The organism is Paraburkholderia sp., from assembly GCF_028283785.1.
Classification (GTDB): Bacteria; Pseudomonadota; Gammaproteobacteria; order Burkholderiales; family Burkholderiaceae; genus Paraburkholderia.
Genome location: NZ_JAPWKB010000020.1, coordinates 264,235 through 284,968, shown reverse-complemented (window position 1 = coordinate 284,968; position 20,734 = coordinate 264,235). Strand labels below are relative to the sequence as shown.

Genomic DNA, 20,734 nt, shown 5'->3' with positions numbered 1-20,734 from the left:
GACGCGACCGTGCGATCAGGACCAGTCCCGTATCGCCTGCGCGATGTCGACCACGCTTGGTTCGCGGATCTGCCCCGGCGTGCCCGACAGGTGCGGCGCGGGTGCCGGCTGCGCAAACCCGCCCCGCTCGACGAACGTGCCGCGCGCTCGGTTGTGGGGGTGGTGCGGCGCTTCCGCCATCGACAGGATCGGCGTCACGCAGGCGTCGGTCGGCTCGAACACGGCCGCCCATTCGTCGCGCGTGCGGGTGGCGAACACTGCCGCGAAGTCCGCCTCCATGGCGGGCCATGCCGCACGGTCGTTCTGGTCGTAACCGCGGTCCGACAAGCCCAACCCCGCGAGCATCTGCGCGAAGAACTTGGGCTCCAGGCAGCCGACGGCGACATGGCGCCCGTCCGCGCAGGCATAGCTGCGATAGAATGGGGCCGCCCCGTCGAGCAGGTTGGACGCAGGCGCATCCTGCCACAGGCCCTTGGGTTGCCAAGCATAGAAAAGGCTCATGAGAGAGGCCACGCCATCGCCGATGCACGCGTCGACCACCTGCCCCCGTCCGCTGCGCTGCGCTGCCAGCAAGGCGCTGAGCATGCCCATGACGAGGAACATCGTACCGCCGCCGTAATCGCCCACGAGGTTGAGCGGGACCGGCGGCGGCGCGCCCTTTTCGCCCATCGCATGGAGCGCGCCGGTGATCGCCAGGTAATTGATGTCGTGCCCGGCGCGCAGCGCCAGCGGCCCGGACTGGCCCCACCCGGTCATGCGCCCGAAGACGAGGCGGGGGTTGCGTTCGAGGCAGACATCGGGCCCCACCCCGAGGCGCTCCATCACGCCCGGCCGGTACCCTTCGATCAGCCCGTCGGCGTGGGCGATCAGGTCGAGCAGCCGGGCCCGGTCGGCGTCCTGCTTGAGGTCGAGATGCGTCACCGCGCGGCTGCGGTGGAGAATGTCGCCGCCGACGTCCTCCCACGCGCCCGCCCCCGCGCTGGCCGGGCGGGCGACCCGCACGACGTCGGCGCCGAGGTCCGCCAGCAGCATCGCGGCGAGCGGAACCGGACCGATCGCGTCGATCTCCACGATGCGGATGCCGGCGAGCGGCCCCCTCGCTTCCTCCATCAGATGTTGGTCCGGTCCGCGCCCTTGAGATCGAGCATCTCGCGCGCCTCGGCGGGCGTGGCAACTTCCAGGCCCATCCCTTCGATGATCTGTCGCGCGGTGCGGACCTGCTCGGCGTTCGTCTCGGCCAGCCGCCCCCGGCCGCCCCACAGCGAATCCTCCAGACCCACGCGGACGTTCCCGCCCATCGAGGCGGCCATCGCGACGATCCCCATCTGGCGCGCGCCCGCGCCCAGCACCGACCACTCGTACTGGTCGCCGAACAGGCGATCGGCAGTGCGCTTCATGTGCATGACATCGTCGGGATGGCCGCCGATGCCGCCCAGGATGCCGAAGCAGGTCTGGATGAACAGCGGCGCCTTCACCAGCCCGCGATCGAGGAAATACTTGAGATTGTAGAGGTGGCTGGTGTCGTAGCACTCGAATTCGAAACGGGTGCCCAGGGGCGACAGCGTGGTCAGCAGGTGCTCGATGTCGGCATAGGTGTTCTTGAACACGAGATCGCGCGATGCCTCGAGCGCGGCGGGCTCCCACGCGTGCTTGAAGTCCTTGTAGCGGTCGAGCATCGGGAACAGGCCGAAGCCCATGGTGCCCATGTTGAGGCTGGCGACTTCGGGCGCGAATGTCTTCGCGGGGCGGATGCGCTCCTCCACCGTCATCGACGGGTGGCCGCCGGTGGTCAGGTTGATGACCGCGTCGCTGCGCTGGCGGATGACCTTCAGGAAAGGCGCGAACAAGTCGGGGTTCTGATCGGGGCGGCCATCGACGGGATTGCGCGCGTGGAGGTGGATGATCGCCGCGCCAGCTTCCGCGGCGCCGATCGCCGATTCCGCGATCTCCTCGGCGGTGACGGGCAAGTGGGGCGACATCGACGGGGTGTGAATGGCGCCGGTGACGGCGCAACTGATGATGACTTTACGTTTGGCCATGACAATTCCTTTCGCGCCGGGTGGCCTTGGCAGGCCCCCCGTTCGCGGCAATCTATCCTTCGATAGGATGACGGGCGCGACCGCGGCCGATCGCGCCCGAGGCCATTACGGCAGGATGCCGAGCTGGCGGGCGCGAAGGACCGCCTGGGGCCGGCGGCGCACCCCGAGCTTGTCGTAGATCTGCTGCATGTACCACTTGACCGTGCCCTCGGTCAGGCCCAGCCGGTCGCCGATCTCGCGGTTGCGCAGGCCGCCGCCCACCATGGTGAGGATATCGACCTCGCGGTTGGCAAGGCGTCCGGTGAGGCCGAAGTCGTCCTCCTCGTCTTCCTCGTCCTCTTCGTCGGTGCGCACTTTCGGCCCTGCCCGCATCAGCGAGACCAGGCTCACCGCGAAACGGTCCGCCGGGGTGTCGAGGTCCGGTCCGGTCGAATAGGCTTCGACCAGCAGCGATGCGATCACTTCGCCTTCATCGAGGAACATGCGTACCCATCCCGCCGGCTCCGCCATTTCCACGGCAGCGCGGACCGCCCGGCGCGCTTCCGAACGGTTGCCCTGCAGCACCGCGATCTCGGCAAGCAGGAGTTCGAAAGTGACGGCCGACCGCGTCGCGCCGCTGCGCTTGACGAATTCGAGCCAGCGATAGGCGACCTTGCGCGCGCGTCCCAGCCGGTGGCGCTGCATTTCGATGCGCAGCCAGGCGATGGCGATGCTCTCGTTGCGGCGGGTGGGGCGCAGTGTCGGGATCGGCTCGCCATCGATCTGGGGGTCGCCGGCGAGGAAGTGGCGCTCCGCCTCCTCGACTTGCCCCGCCTTGACCAGCAGCCGCACTTCCTCGGCCACCACGATGGCGCGCAGGCGCTCCAGCCCGCACTCGATCGCCACGAGGTGCGCATCGTTGAGGGTGGACAGCGCGCCGGGAAGGTCCCCGCGCGCGGCACGAAGACGCGCGTTCACCAGATAGCCCGAGGCCATCTGGTCCGCGAACGCCCATTCGCGCACCACCGGCAGATAAGTGTCCACCAGCGCTGCGGCGCCGTCGACGTCGTTGGCGTCGTAGAGCAGTTCGGCCAGCGGCAGCGCCGGCAGCGCCGCCAGCCCCGATCCTTCGCCGTGGATCTGGTGGGCCAGGTTCAGGGCTTCTTCGAGGAAACGCCGGGCAAACTGCGTCTTGCCCTGCGCCATCAGCGTCGGCGCGACGGACGCCTTGAGCGCGATCGAGGCGAAACCCGAACCCGGGCGCGCCAGGGCGACCCGCGTTTCGGCCTCCAGCTTGAGCATGTCGCTGAAATGATAGAGTTCGCGGCGGGCCGACATCAGCTGCGCCAGAAGCGTGCAGTTCAGATAGGCATGGCCTTCGTCCAGTTCGCGCAGCAGCACTTCGGCCTCGGCCTCGACACTGACCATGTCGTCGCGGGCGGCGTGGAGCATGACCAGGCGGTGGCGGATGATGAGCTGGAGCCGGTCGGCATCGTGGTCGGAAATGCTGCCCGCCGCGTGCTGATCGTCACGCGCTTTCTGCTCGGCGTTGCGCGACCCGCCGACGCGAGCGCCGGAAACACCGTTTCCGCCGCGACCTTCGCCGCCGACGCAATCTCGGCCGACTGCGCGACCGCACGCGCCGACGCCCGTGCCGACGGCGTCGACGGCGACGAAGACGTGGCCGGAGGAATCGACGTCGAAGTCGATGCAGTCGCGGTCGGTGCCGCCGACGGCGACGTGACGTCTCGCACCATCGGTGGTGGCACCGAGCCAGTTGCACGGCATCCGCCGACGACACCGCCGACACCGGCGGCAAGGTCGTGCGCACCGGTTCGAGCGGCGCCGCGCCGTTGCCGGAATCGCTGGTGCTGGCAAGCTTGATCGTGCCGCAGACCACGCTGCCGCTCGGCGCCTTGCCGCGCGCCACGGCCTGCGCGGACGGCAACGGGCCATTGTCGTTGCCGGCCAGCGCAAACAGCAGCGCCACGGCCGGTACGGCCAGGACGCCAGCGAGAATCAGCCGCTCAACAGTGCGACGGGTACCGGGTAACATGGCCCGCCCTCCGGTTCAATATGCGTCTATCGCATCGCGGTAGACTTGGGCCACCTGCGCCGCAATCACCGGATGAGCGAAATGCGTGCACGCATAGTCGCGGCACGCGGCGCTGTCGGGCAGCGGACGGATGCCGAGCAACGCGTCGGCGATACCGCTGCCGATCGCATGAAAACCGCCCGCCGGGAGCACAAGGTCCGGCGACAACGGCGACACCGCCTCCGGTAGCCCGCCAACCGGCGTCACCAGTACCGGCGTGCCGGACGCGAGCGACTCGATCGTGGTCAGCCCGAAGCCTTCGAGCGCGACGCTCGGCACCACCGTCACGTCCGACGCGCGATACCACATCGGCAACGCTTCGTCCGGCACGAAACCGGCCAGCCGCACGTTACGGTCGAGCCCGCGCGCGGTGATCCGCGACCGCAGCGCGTCTTCCATCGGACCTTTGCCCGCGATCACCAGCAGCACGTCCGGAACCGCCTGACGCACCACGAACATCGCGTCGATCAGATCGTCGAGGCCCATCCGGTGCACGAGACGGCGCACGCAGAACATCAGCGGCCGGTCTTGCGGCAGATCGAGCGCGGTGCGAGCGTCGCGCCGCGGCATCGTCGCGTTGAAGCGTTCCACATCGACGCAACCCGGCACCACGCGAATCCGGTCCTGCGGCACGCCGTAGCGCTCCGTCAGAATCTTGCCGAACGCATTCGACAGCACGATATGACGCGTGCCGCCGTTATAGACCATCCGTTCGAGCGCATAACGGAACGCGCCCGACATCCCGCCGCTGCCCTCGACACCCGACTCCGATGCCCACGGCCCATGAAAATGCACGACCTTCGGCACGCCGCCGAATACGCCGAGCGTGGGCGCCGCATACAGCGCGAAATGCGATGCGACGATATCCGGTTTCTGCGCGCGTTTGAGCGTGCGCGAATGTGCGCGCGCGCCCCACAGCCGCGTGCCGAGCCGCGCCTTGTCGTTCGCGAACGAACGCACCGAGCCGCCCGACGCCGCCGCGACTTCGTCGCTGCCGGCCACCATCCCGCGCACATTGACGCCTTGCGCGGGCAACGATGCGATCAGCGCCGCGAACATCCGGTCGAGGCCGCCGGGACGCTCGCCGAACCAGTGCATGCCAATCTGTAGCGAATCGATCGGCGCGCTCATGATCGGGCCACCGTGACGGCCGGCACGGCGTCCGACGATACGGCGCCGCGCCGCTCCATCACGCGCGCGTACAGCGCGAGGTAACGATTCGCCATCACCTGCCAGGTCAACGTCAGCGCGAGGCCGCGCGCGGCCACGCTCAAACGCTGCGCATACCGGTATTCGCCCGAGACGCTCGCAATCGCCGCGGCGAGTCCTTCGATATCGTCGGGACTGTCGAGCACGATCCCGCAATCCGGACCGATCACTTCGGCGCCGCCCGCGGTGCGCGCGGTAATCACCGGCAATGCCGACGCCAGCGCTTCGAGCAGTACGAGGCTCATCGCTTCGTATCGCGAAGGAAACACGAACGCATCCACCGAGCGCATCAACGCGGCCATATCGCGCTGATACCCGATGAAATGCACCCGGTCGGCGATCCCCAGCGAGGCCGCCATCGCCGGATAGCCGGTGGTGTCGTGCACCGTGCCCGCGACGGCGAGATGCACGCCCGGCACTTTCGCGAGCGCGTGCAACACCGTGTCGAGATTCTTGCGCGCCACCCGCAGGTCGCCCGCGAACAGCAGCATGAACGGCGTTTCCGGCAAACCGAAGCGCCCGCGTTCGGGCGAACCCGGTGCGAACTCGTCGGTATCGACGCCGTTGTGAATCACGTGCAGACGCGCCGGATCGATGCCATGCACGCAGACCTCGCTGCCCACTTTCGCCGACACCGGCACGATCACGCCGGTGTCGTTGAACGCGCGACGTTCGAGCCACAGATTCAGCCGCGCGTAGGTCACCTGATACGCATCGCGCAAGCTATGGAAAAAGCGGTACGGGAAAAAGCCGCAGCGATACCAGCCGTCATGCACGAAGTGAACGGAGTTCACATCCGAGCGTGCCCAGGTGATGAAACCGTTGACGTGCACGACATCGAACTCTTCGCGATGCGCGCGGATCCACAGGCCGGTGCGCAATGCGAAGAGCTGGTATTGCAGCAGCTTCGACGGCAGCCGTCCGGCGGCCATCTTGACGAAGCGTGCGCGCGGATGCGCGATCAGCTCGGGCGCCGCGCGCGAGGCCAGCAGCGTCACGCTGTGGCCCGCGTCGAGCGCAGCCCGCGCGATTTCGTAATTGACCCGTCCTTGCCCGTCGCCCTTCGCGACGACGTGCGTGACGATCAGAATGCGCATACCGTTGCCGGTCATGGCCGGACCTCCCGATTACGTGGATGGATCGGTGATGCTGGATTGAAATTCGCCGGCCACGGCGCGCTGCTGCCGCGCTTGCCCCAGCTTCGCGCGCTACCCGCCGGCGCGGCCGGACCGCCCGGACCGTCCGGCACGCCGCCACCCTTTACACCGCCTGCACCGCCTGCACCGCCTGCACCGGTTCCGCCCGGCGCACCCGGTCCGTGCTGCGCCGCTTGCGACACGTACGCCCACGACGCGCGCACCGCTCTCGCATGCCGCAGACCGATCACCGGCATGCTCACGCCGATAAAGAAGAACAGCCCTGAAATCCCGATCAGCGTATTCACGAAGATCAGCATCGCGAAGATCGCCAGCGCCAGACCGACGCCGCAAATCGCGAGCCGGTCTTTCGAGCGCAGCCGGCTGGCGAGAAACGCGCGCCACACCAGCAGCAACACGCCGCCCGCATACAGCAAGGTGCCGGGCCAGCCCATCACCAGCGGCACTTCCATCAGGCCGCTGTCGAAATCGACGCTGCGCGAGGTCGGGCCGTCGGAGTCGGCGAGCTTGGTGCCGATGCCGGTCGTGCCGAGACCTTGTCCCGCCACGTCGGTCAGCGCTTGCGACAGGAAGCGTTTGTAGAAGTCGGTGCGTTCCTGGAACGACGTGTCGTTCGAGATGTTCAGGATCGTGTCGAAGCGCTTCATCACCGGTTCGGCGACTTCGTCGATCATCAGCACCGGCGCGCCGAGCATCATCACGACCATCACGCCGCCGATCAGCTTCAGACGTTCGCGGCCGTCGAGCATCGCGAGCGGATAGATCAGTCCGATCACGAGTCCGCCCCACGCGCCGCGCACCGCCGTAAACATCAATGCGGGCACCGCGACCATCAGCATCAGCATGCGCACTTTTCCGCGTGCGGCCAGCGCGAGCAGGATCAGCGCCATGATCGTCACCGCGAACGGACCCGACGAATTCATCGTGCTGCCCACGCGCATCTGGAACGGCACTGCGTTGCCTTCGGACGTCATGCCCGACGCCTGCAGCCAGAACGCATCCCACGGCGGCACGAAGATAAATTCGATCACGCCGTACAGACCGATCGCGAGACCGCCGTACACGAACGTCTTTAGCAGCACGCGGTGATAGATCGGATAGTCCTGCCACGTCGCGACCAGCTGAAAAGCGACCAGCACCGGAAACAGCCAGTTGATCAGCGTGAAGGTCGCCGCCGAGATGCCGACCTGCGCCATCCCGACGATATACGCGTAGAACAGCGCGAGCATGATCATCACGAGCGGCGCGGCGCGGCGCTGGCCGAGCAGATTGGCATGCCGCAGCAACGTGAAGCCGCACAGCGACACCGCCGCGAGCGGCGCGATCATGATCAGGCTTTTCTCGCTGAAGGTGCCGCTCATGTAATCCGCGAGACGGCGCACTTCCGGCGTGAGGAAAAACAGCCAGCAGACGAAGCCGAGATAGTGCGCGGGCGAACTGCGATAGAAACGCAACGCGACGAGAAACGCACCGAGCGGAAAGAACAGTTCGACGATGCGCGACTGGTGCAGCACGATCAGACCGAGCGAGATCGCGAACAGTGCCAGCGGCAGACGCAGCGGATAGCGGATCGGCGGCGACTGGCGACCGAGCGCGCGCACGTTCGGCGCCATCGGCAACGGCGTCGCGCGGGTCGAACCGGGCGCGCCGAAGCTGCGATGACCGACCGCGTTCGCGCTGCCGCTGGTGCGCGGCGCGGCGACCCGCGTACTACCCGAAGCGCCTGCCGCCGAAGTGTTATCGGGCAGGTCGCCGGGCAAAGGTGAGGATGACGGACCAGTCATGCGCACACTCCTCGCAGTGCGAACGCGAAACGTGTCGCGCGGCGGTGGAATCCGTTACACGTGCCGCGAACATCGCAGCTTGCGAACGCAACGGGCGCAAAACGGCAATGCCGACCCGCGCGCAGCATCGCTGCGCGCTCGTTCATCGGGGGCATCATCACAGAAGCTCGAACGTATTGACCAAAGCGATCCCTTGCCGGTCGCGACGCCGGCCGTCGAACGCAGGTTGCCCGCCACGGGCATGACGCGTCAGCCCGATAAACGGCATTCCGTGTTCGAGGAACGGTCCTTCCGACTTACGAAAGCCAAACTGTTCGTAGAAGCTGCGCAAACCGACCGGCGCGGTGACGCGCGCGGCGCGACCCGGCCAGCGCTCGGTGACGGCATGCAGCACGCGTTCGATCAGCAGTTCCGCCGTGCCGTCGCCACGCCGCAACGGGCTCGTCAGCACCTTGTCGATGGTGATTTCCGGATCTTCCGCGTCGCCGGGTTGAACACGGGCGTACGCGAGGATCGGCATCGGGCGCGACATGTCTTCGGTCGCGAACACATGCAACGCGCCTTCATCGTGACCATCGGCGTCGAGATAGACGTGCGACTGTTCGACAACGAACACAGCACTGCGCGCACGAAGTATCAAATACATCTCTCGCGCGGTGAGCTGTTCGAATTCAAGCGTTTTCCAGTTCATCACATCCCCCCAGCGGTTCATTTTCGACGGGTCAAAGCCCGCTGCAATGGCTACACGTTACGTCCGCAACACGCGTATTTCCGTGCGGCATCGCACTGACGCTGACCTATCGCAATCCGTTAAATACGGACAACCGGAGCGCGCCTTGCGCGGCGATCCGGCGACGAGCATCCAGCACCACCATCGAGGGCGGCTGAGTGACTGTTGTGAACGATGAAATAACGAGGAGGCAACTCTCCATGAAAGACGCATTGCGACGCATCCTTACCGAATCGGCGCGTCTCGACGTGCCGGCGGACTCCCTGGCCGACGACGCCGACCTGTACGCAGCCGGCCTGTCGTCGCTGGCGACCGTCCACATCATGCTGGCGGTCGAAGACGAATTCGGCATCGAAATCCCCGACAAGATGCTGACCCGCCGGCTGTTTTCGAGCATCGATTCGCTCGCGGCGGCCGTCACCGAACTCCAGCAGGCGAAGGCGGCAGCATGAACGCACCGTTGTTGCACGAGTCGGCCGTACCGGCGGCCAGCGCTGCCGGGGCCGCTGAACCGGTCGCCGCGCCGCTCGCGGCGGTATCGCCGGAACCCGGCTGGCGGGCCGCCGCGTTGCGCGCCGCAGCGGTCGCCGCACAGTACGCCGACGCCGTCGACCGGGAAGCACGCTTCCCCGTCGAGGCGTTCGACGCGCTGCGCCGCGAGCGCCTGCTGTCGACGCTCGTGCCGGAACGCTTCGGCGGCGCGGGACTGTCGCTCGCGGACATCGCGACGATCTGCGAAATGCTTGCGCAAGGCTGCGCATCGACCGCGATGGTCTACGCGATGCACCAGATCCAGGTCGCGTGCATCGATGCATACGGCAGCGAATCGCCGTGGCATCAGGCGATGCTCGCGAAACTGGTCGAGCACCAGTGGCTGCTGGCATCGGCGACGTCTGAGGAAACCATCGGCGGCAACATGCGCACCAGCGCGTGCGCGGTCGAAATCGACGGCGATCGCTTCCGCATCGAAAAACTTGCCCCGACCATCTCGTACGGCGCACACGCGGACGGCATTCTCGTCACCGCGCGCCGCACGGCGGAATCGGCCGCGGCCGATCAGGTGCTGATCGTCGCGTTGCGCGACGACACGCAGCTCGAAAAGCGCGGCGGCTGGGATTCGATGGGTATGCGCGGCACGTGCAGCGAAGGCTTCCGGCTCGTCTCGACCGGCCTCGCCGCGCAGATCCTGCCCGCGCCGTTCGCCGAAATCGCCGACCAGACCATGCTGCCGGTGTCGCACACGCTGTGGGCGTCGGTATGGACGGGCGTCGCCAGCGATGCGGTGAATCGCGCGAAGGCGTTCTTCCGTGCGCAGGCGCGCGGCAAGCCGGGCGTGGTGCCGCCGTCGGGGCTGCGTCTGGCCGAAGCGGTCGGACTGCTGCAGATGATGCAGGCACGGCTGTCGGTCGCGCTCGAAGCGGCGCGCACGTCGCATCTCGCGAAGCACGGCGAGTCGCGTGCCGACGCACCGCTGTCCGCGATGCTCGGCTTCGCCTCCGACATGAACACGCTGAAGACCAGCATTTCCACCACCGCGCTTCAGGTCGTCCACGAAGTCCTGATGATCTGCGGCATGGCGGGCTACAAAAACGGCACCGAATACAGCGTGGGACGCCATTTGCGCGATCTGTACTCGGCACCCCTGATGATCAACAACGACCGCATCGCGCAGAACACGGCCAGCCTGCTGCTCGCGCAACGGCCCGCCGCACCCGGGAGAGCATGACCATGAACACCATTACAGATAACGCCGCAATCGAAGCGGCGGCGTTGGGAGACCAGCAAACCGAAGCCGCTCCGCTGTCGTTGCGCGATGCACTGATCGCGAACGGCATCCTGATCGACACCGGTGAAAACGGCCTGTACGGACGCAGTCAGGTGTTCGAGGATGTGATCGAACGCCTCAGCACCGCAATTGCATTTCTCGGCGCTGACCAGCAGCCGGAAATCCTGCGCTTTCCGCCGGCGATGCGCCGCACGGACTTCGAGGACAGCGAATATCTGAAGAGCTTTCCGAACCTGGCGGGCACCGTGCATTCGTTCGCCGGCAACGACTCGGGCCATCAACGGCTGTTGCGCGCGCTCGACGACGCCGTCAAGCTGCCGGACGGCGAACGCAGCGACGAATGGATGGACCAGCAGAAGCCGACCCGCCTCGTGCTGACGCCGGCCGCCTGCTATCCGGTCTATCCGGTGATCGCGCGCCGCGGTGCGCTGCCGGAAGACGGCCGCGTCGTGGACGTAATGTCGTACTGCTTCCGCCATGAGCCGTCGCTCGATCCGGGCCGCATGCAGATGTTCCGGATGCGCGAATACATCCGGTTCGGCACGCCGGAACAGGTGATGGCGTTCCGCCAGATGTGGATCGAACGCGGCTCGGTGCTGGTGAACCTGCTGAACCTGCCGGTCGAGGTGGATCTCGCGAACGATCCGTTCTTCGGCCGCGGCGGCAAGATCGTCGCCGACAGCCAGCGCGCGCAGGCGCTCAAGTTCGAACTGCTGATTCCGGTCGCGAACGCCGACGCGAAAACCGCGTGCTTGTCGTTCAACTATCACATGGACCACTTCGGCGAACTGTGGAAGATCCACACCGCCGACGGCGAAGTCGCGCACACCGGCTGCGTCGGCTTCGGCATGGAGCGCATCACGCTCGCGCTGTTCCGTCATCACGGCTTCGACGTCAACGCGTGGCCGGACGGCGTGCGCGCGCTGCTGTGGGGCGACACCCAGGCGCGCCTCGCCCACGGCATGGCCGAAGCCGCAGCCGCGGCCGCCAAAGCCGCGCAGACGTCCGCGCAAGCCGAGGCTGGAGCCGATGCGGGAGTGAACGCATGACGCCGCCGCTCCAGACCGCCTACAGCGCCCCGCAGTCGCTGGGCGTACCCATGCCCCTTGGCATGCCGCCGTCAGGCGCGCCAAGGGCCGTTCCGACGCAACCGCGCCGGCACGCGACGCATCCGCTGCATCAGGGCGAGCGCGTCTGGCAGGAAACCAACTGCTACGTCGATCTGTGGATCGAGTTGCTGCACGGTTTCGGTCTGGAGCCGCGCGCGGCACTCGGTTTCACGGTGACGCAGGACTTCGAGGGCGATCAGTTCACGTTCTTCAAGTTCCCGCTCGAAGATCTCGACCGGCTCTACGGCACCCAGGTGCAGGAGCTGGCGATCTACGATTCGCTGGAAGACCGCGTGCTCGCGCAGACGCGGCGCGGGCATACGGTGCTGGTCGAGGTGGACGGCTTCTATCTGCCGGACACGCGCGCGACGTCGTATCGCCGCGAGCATCCGAAGACGACGGTCGGCATCGATTTCATCGATCCGGCCGGTCACCGTATCGGCTACTTCCACAACACCGGCTACTACACGCTCGAAGGCGACGACTACGACGGCGTGTTTCGCAAGCTGCCGCAGTTCGCGGATCAGCCCGATCTGCTGTTTCCGTACGTGGAGTTCGCAAAACAGGCACGTCCCGCGCTGGAAGGCGCGGCGCTCGCCGAGGCGTCGGCGGATCTGCTGTGCGAGCATCTGTCGCGGCGTCCGTTGCATAACCCGATTTCCGCGTGGCGCGCCGCGTTTCCGGAACATCTGGAGATGCTGCTCGAACGTGGCGAAGCGTATTTCCATCCGTACTCGTTCAACCTGATGCGCCAGCTCGGCTCGAACTTCGAGTTTCTGTCGAAGTATCTGCTGTGGCTGACCGATCAGGGCTTCGACATGCCGGCGTCGATTCCGGCCGCCGCGCAAAGCATCGCCGCCGAAGCGATGGTGATGCAGTTCCGCGTGGTGCGCGCGATCGCGCGACGCCGCCGCGATCTGTGCGACGACTGCTTCGACGTGCTGGAAAGCGCGTACGAGCGGACCTTGCCGCCGCTCGCCGCGCTGGTGCTGTAGTGACGATGTAGTTGATCGAGGCGACACGTGCGACGGCGGCCGCTGAAGCGGTCGCCGTCACCGCAGTCGCACCAACGATGACGCCGTAGCGGTATCGAGGGTTTCACGCTGCGCAGTTCAGCGCCGATTTTCAGAGCCGGTTTTCACGGCCGACAAGCAAGGTTCACATGCGAGCACTGCCGTCCGGTCTGTCCACGCTCGCACCGCCGTATGCCGGACACGGCGCGTCGGGCGCGGATAGCGACATGCGCGGGTTCACGGATACCGCGCATCAGGATCTCTGGCCCCGCCGGGTCGAACACGGCTGGGAATGCGTCAGCATGCCCGCCGGACGTTGCGCGACACCGGCCGACTGGCCCGCCAGCGGCTGGATCGCCGCGCAGGTGCCGGGCACGGTCGCGGGCGCATGGCGCGCGGCAGGCAAGCTCGACATGGCGAATCTGCCCGCCTTCGCGTTCGACGATCACTGGTATCGCGTCACGCTCGACGGACACGGTTCGCGACGCCTGCGTCTGCACGGCCTGGCGACGCTCGCCGAGGTGTGGCTCGACGGCGTGCGCGTGCTCGACTCCGATTCGATGTTCGTCGCGCACGATCTCGATCTCATGCTCGACGGCAGCGTGCAACTCGCGCTGTGCTTCCGCTCGCTCGCGCCTGCGCTTGCCGCCCGACGCGGTCGCGCGCGCTGGCGCCCGCGCCTCGTCAATCCACCGACGCTTCGCAATCTGCGCACGACCGCGCTCGGTCATATGCCCGGCTGGTGCCCGCCGATACAGGCAGCCGGTCCGTGGCGGCCGGTCGAGTTGCTCGGCGACGCGCCCGATGCATTCGATACCGTCGATCTGTCCACGTCGCTCGAAGGCGACGACGGCATCGTGTCGCTGACGCTGCGCTTCGTTCATCCGCATCCCGACGCACCACCCGCGATGCTGGCTTGCGCGGGCGCGCATACGCCGCTGCAATGGCTCGACGCGCATACGTTGAGGGGCAGGCTCAGGGTCGCGCATGCGCCGCGCTGGTGGCCCCATACGCACGGCTCGCCGACGCTGCACGACGTGACGCTGCAACTTCAGCACGACTTCGACGAATCGCGCGATTCACGCGAATCGTGTGAACGGCATCATCCGCTCGGACGGGTCGGGTTTCGCAGCATCGAAGTGGAACGCGGCGCGGACGGCGAAGGCTTCGGTTTGCGGATCAACGGCACCTCCGTGTTCTGCCGCGGCGCGTGCTGGACCAATGCCGATCTCGCCACGCTCACCGGCACCGATGCGCAACTGACCCATACGTTGACGCTCGCACGTGACGCCGGCCTGAACATGCTGCGGATCGGCGGCACGATGCTGTACGAATCGGACAACTTCTATGCAATCGCGGACAGACTCGGCATCCTGATCTGGCAGGAGTTCGCATTTGCGAATTTCGATTACCCGACCGACGACGCGTTTATCGCGTCCGCCGAACGCGAAGCCGTGCAGTTCGTCGCCCGCACGCGCCGCTTCGCATCGCTCGCGGTACTGTGCGGCGGCAGCGAGATCGAGCAGCAGGCGGCGATGCTCGGCCTGCCCCCGTCGATGCGCGCGCAACCGTTGTTCACCGAACGTCTGCCCGCGATCGTCGCGCGCGAACGGCCCGACGTGCCGTATGTCGCGCATTCGCCATCCGGTGGCAGCTGGCCGTTTTCGACGCGCACGGGCGTCACGCATTACTACGGCGTCGGCGCGTATCAGCGTCCGCTCGACGACGCGCGACGCGCCGAAGTGCGCTTCGCTTCCGAGTGCCTCGCGTTCGCGAACGTGCCCGACGATGCAACTTTGAATCATGCGCTCGGCACGATCCACGTCCACGACCCGAAATGGAAGGCCGCGTCGCCGCGCGACCCCGGCGCGAGCTGGGATTTCGACGACGTCCGCGACTTCTATCTTCAGACGGTATATCGCGTCGAGCCCGCGCGTCTGCGATACGAAGATCCGCAACGCTATCTCGACCTGTCGCGCGCGGTGGTCGCGGAGGTCATGCACGAAACGTTTGCGGAATGGCGGCGCGACGCGTCGACCTGCGCGGGCGCACTGGTGTGGCAGTTACAGGATCTGCGGCCCGGCGCGGGCTGGGGCTTGATCGATTCGACCGGCAGGCCGAAGAGCGGCTGGCATGCACTCGCGCAAACCTTGCAGCCGGTTCAGCTGCTGATCACCGACGAAGGCCTGAATGGGCTCGATCTTCATCTGATCAATGAGCGCGACCAACCGTTGCGCGCACAACTGGAACTCGTCTGTCTCCGTGATGGCGCGGTGAAGGTGGTGTCCGCGTTCCGTGTAGTCGAACTTTTATCCCGTACGACCGAACGCGTGTCGGCAGCCGATCTCTTGGGCCAGTTTTTCGACTTCACGCATGCGTATCGATTCGGTCCACGCGCGCACGACATCACAATTGCAACACTGCGCGATCCCGACGACGGCACCGTCATCGCCGAATCGTTCCACCTGACCGAACGTAGCGCGCAGGAACGCTACGATGTGGGATTGACGGTGCAACTCGAAGCCATCGGCGACGGCTGGCAACTGGTGATCGAAGCGCAACGCTTCGCGCGCTTCGTGCATATCGCCGACGATCGTTATCGCGCGGCACGCGACTGGTTTCATCTTGCGCCGAACCGGCCGGTGATCGTGCCGCTTCTCGCAATCTGTACACAAAACGTGGGGACATCCAACGGTCTCACGCACACCGGCGAAACACCGCGCGCGCCACAAGGCGAAGTTCGCGCGATCAATACACGTACCCCTGTTTTCTACGGTTAACCTGTTCGGCCCAACCCACCACTTTGCGAAGAACCGCATCGCGCCTTGCGATGCGGTCAATCGCACACGCGCTTCCGATACCAACGGGTATTCCATCAGTACCCTTCACGATTTGCGACAAAAATCGGTCCGTACGGAAGCGAACAATCGCTGTGGAACACAAGTGAATCATTTCCGGCAGACCCAGTGATCGGAGCCATTTGTCACCTAAACAGACAGGCCCACATAGGAACCACTGCCTCAAGACCCATGCAGCACGCCACCCTTCACTCTTTCGCGTATTCGAGGGCGATCCCGTAACGTCTCACCGCCCGGCTATCGCAGCCAAACGAAGATGTACAGATTTGAAACAAAAACTTGCAGTTTGCGGGTTCGGAAGCACACGTGTTTTACGCTGCGCCGCACCAGTGCTCGTTTTAAGGCCACATGGCACGCTCCTCGCTAAGTAAGAGTCGCAACACAGACGTCACCGCAAAGCAGTCACAACACAACCGCGATGACGCCAGGCCAAATACCGGGGCCGGCACTGCCAACCCATAGTCGCTCGCCAGGCGACGGATCGTAAAGGGTGCAGCGACCGGGTCAAAACAAGAGACCGCGTAATGCGTGGTTTCACGCGAGGACCGATCATGTTGACACTTCAATCCGATCTGCACGGCAACCATTTGCTCGGCGCTTTGCCGTCGCATGAATGGCAAGCACTTGCACCGCATCTCGAACTCGTCCATCTGCGCACCGAGCAGTTGCTCTGCGATTCGGGACAACGCATTCATCACGTGTACTTTCCGACGACCGCGATCATCTCGATGCTGTCGACGATGGAAGACGGCAGTTCGGTCGAGATCGCCGCGGTCGGGCGTGAAGGCATGACCGGCGTGCCGGTCCTGACGGGTGGCGAAACCATGCCGAACCGCGTTCAGGTCCAGTGCTCGGGCTTCGCCTACCGGATGAGCGCACAGATCCTCAAGCAACAGTTCGCACGCTCCGACTTCCTGCGCCGCCTGATGCTTCTTTATATGCACGCCCTGCTGACGCAAGTCGCGCAGACCGCCGCGTGCAATCGCCATCACTCGCTGAACAAGCAGCTGTGCCGCTGGCTGCTGATCGAGATCGACCGTGTTGCGTCGAACGATCTGACGGTCACGCAGCAGTTGATCGCGGACATGCTCGGCGTGCGTCGCGAAGGCATCACCGAGGCAGCCGGCAAGCTGCACGACGAAGGGCTGATCCATCACAGCCGCGGCCATATCAAGGTACTCGATCGCAAGGGTCTCGAAGCACGTGCATGCGAATGCTACGGCCTCGTGAAACGCGAATTCGATCGACTGCTGCCGCGTCTGCGTCAAGCCGAAACGGTGAACTGAAACAATACTTCGCGACTCGCGAAGTATTGCCGAGGTTTCGGCATCACCCCGTCGACAAGGTAATTTTCATTATGTTCAGGAATACTGCGCGGTGCCTCGACGCACTGTTCGTGATCATGGGCGCGTTGATCGCCCACTGGATGCGCTTTTCGACGCCGATCGCACTGACCGACATCGAGCGCCTCCTGATCGCGTTCAACTGCGTACTGGTGCTGCTGCTGTTCCCCGCTTTCGGCGTGTACGAAACATGGCGCGGCAAGTCGTTGCCGGCGATGCTCGGACGCGTGGTGATCGCATGGTCGATCGTCAGCGTGACGGGTCTGGTACTGGTTTTTACGTTGCACAGGATGGATGCGTTATCGCGTCTGTGGTTCGGCTATTCGACGCTGATCAGCGGCGTGTTGATCGTCGTGACCAAGTGCATCGTGCATCTGCTGCTGCATGTGGTTCGACGCCACGGCCTGAATTACCGCACGGTGGCGATCGTCGGCGCGCCGGGTTTCTCGCGGATGCTGCTCGCGCATCTCGACCATGCCCCGCAAGCCGGCTTCAAGCCCGCCTGCGTGTTCGATACGACCATCGACGTGTCCGGTTCTGCCGGTGGCGCGGCCGGCGCGAAGATGGGCAAGTTGCCGGTCTTCACCGACGTCGAGGCCTTTGCGAAGAAGGTCCGCGAAGAACACATCAACGAAGTGTGGCTTGCGTTGCCGCTCTCCGAAGAACACACGATCTACCGCTTCACGCGCGCGTTCCGGCACGACTTCGTGAATCTGCGCTTCATACCCGATGTCCGCAGCCTGTCGCTGTTCAATCACGCGGTGGTGGATGTGCTCGGCCTGCCGACCATCAACCTGAGCGGCACGCCGATCGCATCGCCGCAAATGTGGCCGAAGCTGATCTTCGACCGGCTGTTCGCGTTGTGCGCATTGATGGCGCTGTCACCGGTGTTTATCGCACTGGCGATCGCGATCAAGCTCACGTCGCCCGGTCCGGTGTTCTTCAAGCAGACCCGCAAAGGCGTCGATGGACGGCCGTTCGGGATCTACAAATTCCGCTCGATGCACGTGCACAAGGAGACGGCCGGCCACATCACCCAGGCCGGACGTCACGACAAACGCGTGACGACACTCGGTGCGTTCATGCGGCGCACGAGTCTCGACGAACTGCCGCAATTCATCAACGTGCTGTTCGGCCAGATGTCGGTGGTCGGTCCGCGTCCGCATGCCGTCGAACACGACGATCTCTACAAAGACCTCGTCTACGGCTACATGCATCGCTACCGGATCAAACCGGGCATCACCGGCTGGGCGCAGGTCAACGGCTATCGCGGCGCGACCACGAAAGTCGAGAAGATGGAAACGCGGGTCAAGTTCGATCTTTTCTATATCCACAACTGGTCGTTCTGGTTCGACATACGGATCGTGTTCATCACGATCTTCAAGGGTTTTGTCGGCCGCAATGCGTACTGAACAGGACTCCCGGGGAACGATTGTGAACGTGTCCGTGATAGTGCCGACTTACCGGCGTACCAAAGACCTCGAGCGCTGCCTTGCAGCACTCGATCAACAGATCAGACGCGCTGACGAAGTCATCGTAATAGCGCGCGAGGACGACCATCAGACGCTCGACTTTCTGCGCGAGCGACATGCAGTACAACCCGACGCACGCCTGCGCATCGCGCATGTCACCACACCGGGCGTGGTGGCCGCGTACAACCGCGGCATCGAAAGCGCGACGGGCGATGTGCTCTGCTTCACCGACGACGACGCCGCGCCGCATCCCGACTGGGTCGAACGGATCGCGCGCGCGTTTGGCGGCGATCCCGCGCTGGGCGGCATCGGTGGGCGCGACAACGTGCATGAGCGCGGCATCATCCTGCAAGGCGAAAAGCCGCTTGTCGGCCTGGTGCGCTGGTATGGCCGGATGATCGGCAATCACCACATCGGCCACGGCGGCCCGCGTGAAGTGCAGGTGCTCAAAGGCGTGAACATGGCGTTTCGCCGCGAAGCGATCGGCACGCTGCGCTTCGATCCGCGTTTGCGCGGCACCGGCGCGCAGGTGCATTGCGAACTCGCATTCAGCCTCGACGTGCAGCGTCGCGGCTGGACGCTGATCTACGACCCGGCGTTGCGGGTCGAGCATTATCCGGCGCCGCGCAGCGATGAAGACCAGCGGCACACTTTCAACGACGCGGCGTTCTACAACGCGTCGTTCAACCTCCGACTCATCATGTGCGAATACCTGACGCCTCCGGGCCGCTGGGCGTTCGTCGTCTATTCGACGCTGATCGGCAATCGTGCGGACCCGGGGTTGGTTCGTGCGGTGACGTTGGCGCTCGCGGGCGACGGGCTAGCACTTGCGCTTCACAAATGGTGGGTCGGCGTACGCGCAATGCGCGGAGCATGGCAAGAGGCGACACGCTGAAAGACCAGCGAAGCGTGTCATCACGCGAGGGACCACAAAATGAACATCAAAACGATTGCCGCGGGGGTCGCGGCCCTTTCCCTGTCCGCCTGTCAGTTGGCGCCGGGGCCATACCTGGATACCGATCGGCTGCAGCCGTCAGCGCCTCCGCAACAGACCGCGGAGAAGTTTCCGGTCCACACGATCGACGTCGGTTACTTCCAGCAGGTTCGCGCAGCGGCCGTGCCGCCCGTGTGTCCGTTGTCGTGCCTGACATCGTCGAGCCGCCGGCAGTACAAGTACGACATCGGAATCGGCGATCAGTTGACGATCATCGTCTGGGATCACCCGGAACTGACGGGCGCGACGTCGTCGTCGGCGGTGCCGCCGCTGCCGACGGCACCGACCGGCTCGGCCGGCGTCGCACCGACGCAAGGTCAGAACCCGGTGCCGGTGATCGGCGCGACCGTATCGCAAGGCGGTCCGGAAAGCGGGCTGACGGTGCGGGTCGCGAACGACGGCACGATCTTCTTCCCGCGTGTGGGTCGTGTGAAGGTGACGGGCAAGACGGCGGCTCAGGTGCAGGAAACGTTGACGAAGGCATTGTCGAAGACGATTCGCGAACCGCAACTCGACGTTCGTGTGTCCGGCTTCAACAGCCAGTCGGTGCAGGTGACGGGCAATCTGCGCGCACCGGCATCAGAAGCGATCACGGATGCGCCGCTGAGCGTGCTCGATGCGATCAACCGCGCGGGCGGTGCGTTGACGGATGCGGATTTGCAGAACGTCGGCGTCACGCGTGACGGCAAGCGCTATACGGTTGACGTGGCATCGCTGCTCGAAACCGGCGATCCGCAGCAGAACGTGTTGTTGCAGGACGGCGACATCATCGACGTGCCGGACCGGTCGAACAGCCGCGTGTTCGTGCTTGGCGAAGTGACCCGCCCGACCTCGCTGCCGATGAACCGTGGCCGCCTGACGCTGGCCGATGCGTTGACGGGTGCGGGCAGCCTCGACGTGCGAACCGGCGATCCGCGTTTCGTCTACGTGATTCGCGGTGCGGACAAGACGCTCACGCCGGACGTGTACCAGTTGAACATGACGCAGGTGGACGCGTTGATGCTGATGACGAAGTTCGAATTGCAGCCGAAGGACGTGGTGTACGTGCAGGTGTCGAATGCCGCCCGCTTCAACCGCGCACTCGAACAGATCACGCCGACGCTTCAAACGCTGTTCTACACGTGGCAGCTTTCCAAATAATTGTGCAACCGGAGTCCGCCTCGCGA

At 65.4% G+C, this 20,734-nt stretch carries 16 protein-coding genes; 9 read left to right on the top strand and 7 right to left on the bottom strand.

Features of this window, described 5'->3' with window-relative positions; genetic code table 11:
* Positions 1-15: 15 nt before the first annotated feature.
* The 7 genes from PW947_RS30340 to PW947_RS30310 form a co-directional block, all read right to left on the bottom strand.
* On the bottom strand, positions 16-1,110 hold the full coding sequence (locus PW947_RS30340; protein ID WP_299636463.1) for a CaiB/BaiF CoA-transferase family protein: 1,095 nt from the start codon (positions 1,108-1,110) through the stop codon (positions 16-18).
* Positions 1,110-2,039 carry a 3-keto-5-aminohexanoate cleavage protein gene (locus PW947_RS30335; protein WP_299636462.1) on the bottom strand — a complete coding sequence of 310 codons (930 nt, stop codon included), beginning with the start codon at positions 2,037-2,039 and terminating at the stop codon, positions 1,110-1,112. Before PW947_RS30335 ends, PW947_RS30340 begins: the two co-directional genes overlap by 1 nt.
* A 105-nt stretch (positions 2,040-2,144) precedes the next feature.
* Positions 2,145-3,806: a LuxR C-terminal-related transcriptional regulator gene (locus PW947_RS30330; RefSeq protein ID WP_299636460.1), complete on the bottom strand. Its 1,662-nt coding sequence runs from the start codon at positions 3,804-3,806 to the stop codon at positions 2,145-2,147.
* Between the two features lie 283 nt (positions 3,807-4,089).
* Positions 4,090-5,244, bottom strand: coding sequence for a glycosyltransferase family 4 protein (locus PW947_RS30325; RefSeq protein ID WP_299636459.1), 1,155 nt, complete (start codon positions 5,242-5,244; stop codon positions 4,090-4,092).
* The gene (locus tag PW947_RS30320; protein ID WP_366146153.1) at positions 5,241-6,434 is read right to left on the bottom strand and encodes a glycosyltransferase family 4 protein; all 1,194 of its coding nucleotides are present in this window, start codon (positions 6,432-6,434) and stop codon (positions 5,241-5,243) included. The genes PW947_RS30325 and PW947_RS30320 overlap by 4 nt, the downstream gene beginning before the upstream one ends.
* Entirely contained in the window at positions 6,431-8,263 is a 1,833-nt protein-coding gene (locus PW947_RS30315) for an O-antigen ligase family protein (RefSeq protein ID WP_299636457.1), read from the bottom strand. The genes PW947_RS30320 and PW947_RS30315 overlap by 4 nt, the downstream gene beginning before the upstream one ends.
* 157 nt (positions 8,264-8,420) lie before the next feature.
* Positions 8,421-8,954, bottom strand: a complete 534-nt coding sequence (locus PW947_RS30310) for a GNAT family N-acetyltransferase (protein ID WP_299636455.1) — start codon at positions 8,952-8,954, stop codon at positions 8,421-8,423.
* A 239-nt stretch (positions 8,955-9,193) separates the two neighbouring features.
* On the opposite strand from PW947_RS30310, the gene PW947_RS30305 reads away from it, so the two are divergent.
* The 9 genes from PW947_RS30305 to PW947_RS30265 all read left to right on the top strand — a co-directional run bounded on the left by PW947_RS30305 (position 9,194) and on the right by PW947_RS30265 (position 20,708).
* Positions 9,194-9,445: an acyl carrier protein gene (locus tag PW947_RS30305; protein WP_299636453.1), complete on the top strand. Its 252-nt coding sequence runs from the start codon at positions 9,194-9,196 to the stop codon at positions 9,443-9,445.
* The gene (locus PW947_RS30300) at positions 9,442-10,719 is read left to right on the top strand and encodes an acyl-CoA dehydrogenase family protein (protein ID WP_299636451.1); all 1,278 of its coding nucleotides are present in this window, start codon (positions 9,442-9,444) and stop codon (positions 10,717-10,719) included. Before PW947_RS30305 ends, PW947_RS30300 begins: the two co-directional genes overlap by 4 nt.
* Positions 10,720-10,721: 2 nt before the next feature.
* Positions 10,722-11,828: an amino acid--[acyl-carrier-protein] ligase gene (locus PW947_RS30295; protein WP_299636449.1), complete on the top strand. Its 1,107-nt coding sequence runs from the start codon at positions 10,722-10,724 to the stop codon at positions 11,826-11,828.
* Between the two features lie 50 nt (positions 11,829-11,878).
* Positions 11,879-12,883: a DUF1839 family protein gene (locus tag PW947_RS30290; protein WP_299636514.1), complete on the top strand. Its 1,005-nt coding sequence runs from the start codon at positions 11,879-11,881 to the stop codon at positions 12,881-12,883.
* 245 nt (positions 12,884-13,128) lie between these two features.
* Positions 13,129-15,681, top strand: a complete 2,553-nt coding sequence (locus PW947_RS30285) for a glycoside hydrolase family 2 protein (RefSeq protein WP_299636513.1) — start codon at positions 13,129-13,131, stop codon at positions 15,679-15,681.
* Positions 15,682-16,310: 629 nt separating this feature from the next.
* Positions 16,311-17,045, top strand: a complete 735-nt coding sequence (locus tag PW947_RS30280) for a Crp/Fnr family transcriptional regulator (RefSeq protein ID WP_299636447.1) — start codon at positions 16,311-16,313, stop codon at positions 17,043-17,045.
* Positions 17,046-17,116: 71 nt separating this feature from the next.
* Positions 17,117-18,514, top strand: a complete 1,398-nt coding sequence (locus PW947_RS30275; protein ID WP_299636445.1) for an undecaprenyl-phosphate glucose phosphotransferase — start codon at positions 17,117-17,119, stop codon at positions 18,512-18,514.
* Positions 18,504-19,469, top strand: a complete 966-nt coding sequence (locus tag PW947_RS30270) for a glycosyltransferase (protein WP_366146152.1) — start codon at positions 18,504-18,506, stop codon at positions 19,467-19,469. The genes PW947_RS30275 and PW947_RS30270 overlap by 11 nt, the downstream gene beginning before the upstream one ends.
* Before the next feature lie 39 nt (positions 19,470-19,508).
* Positions 19,509-20,708 carry a polysaccharide biosynthesis/export family protein gene (locus PW947_RS30265; protein WP_299636441.1) on the top strand — a complete coding sequence of 400 codons (1,200 nt, stop codon included), beginning with the start codon at positions 19,509-19,511 and terminating at the stop codon, positions 20,706-20,708.
* The last annotated feature ends 26 nt before the right edge of the window (positions 20,709-20,734 follow it).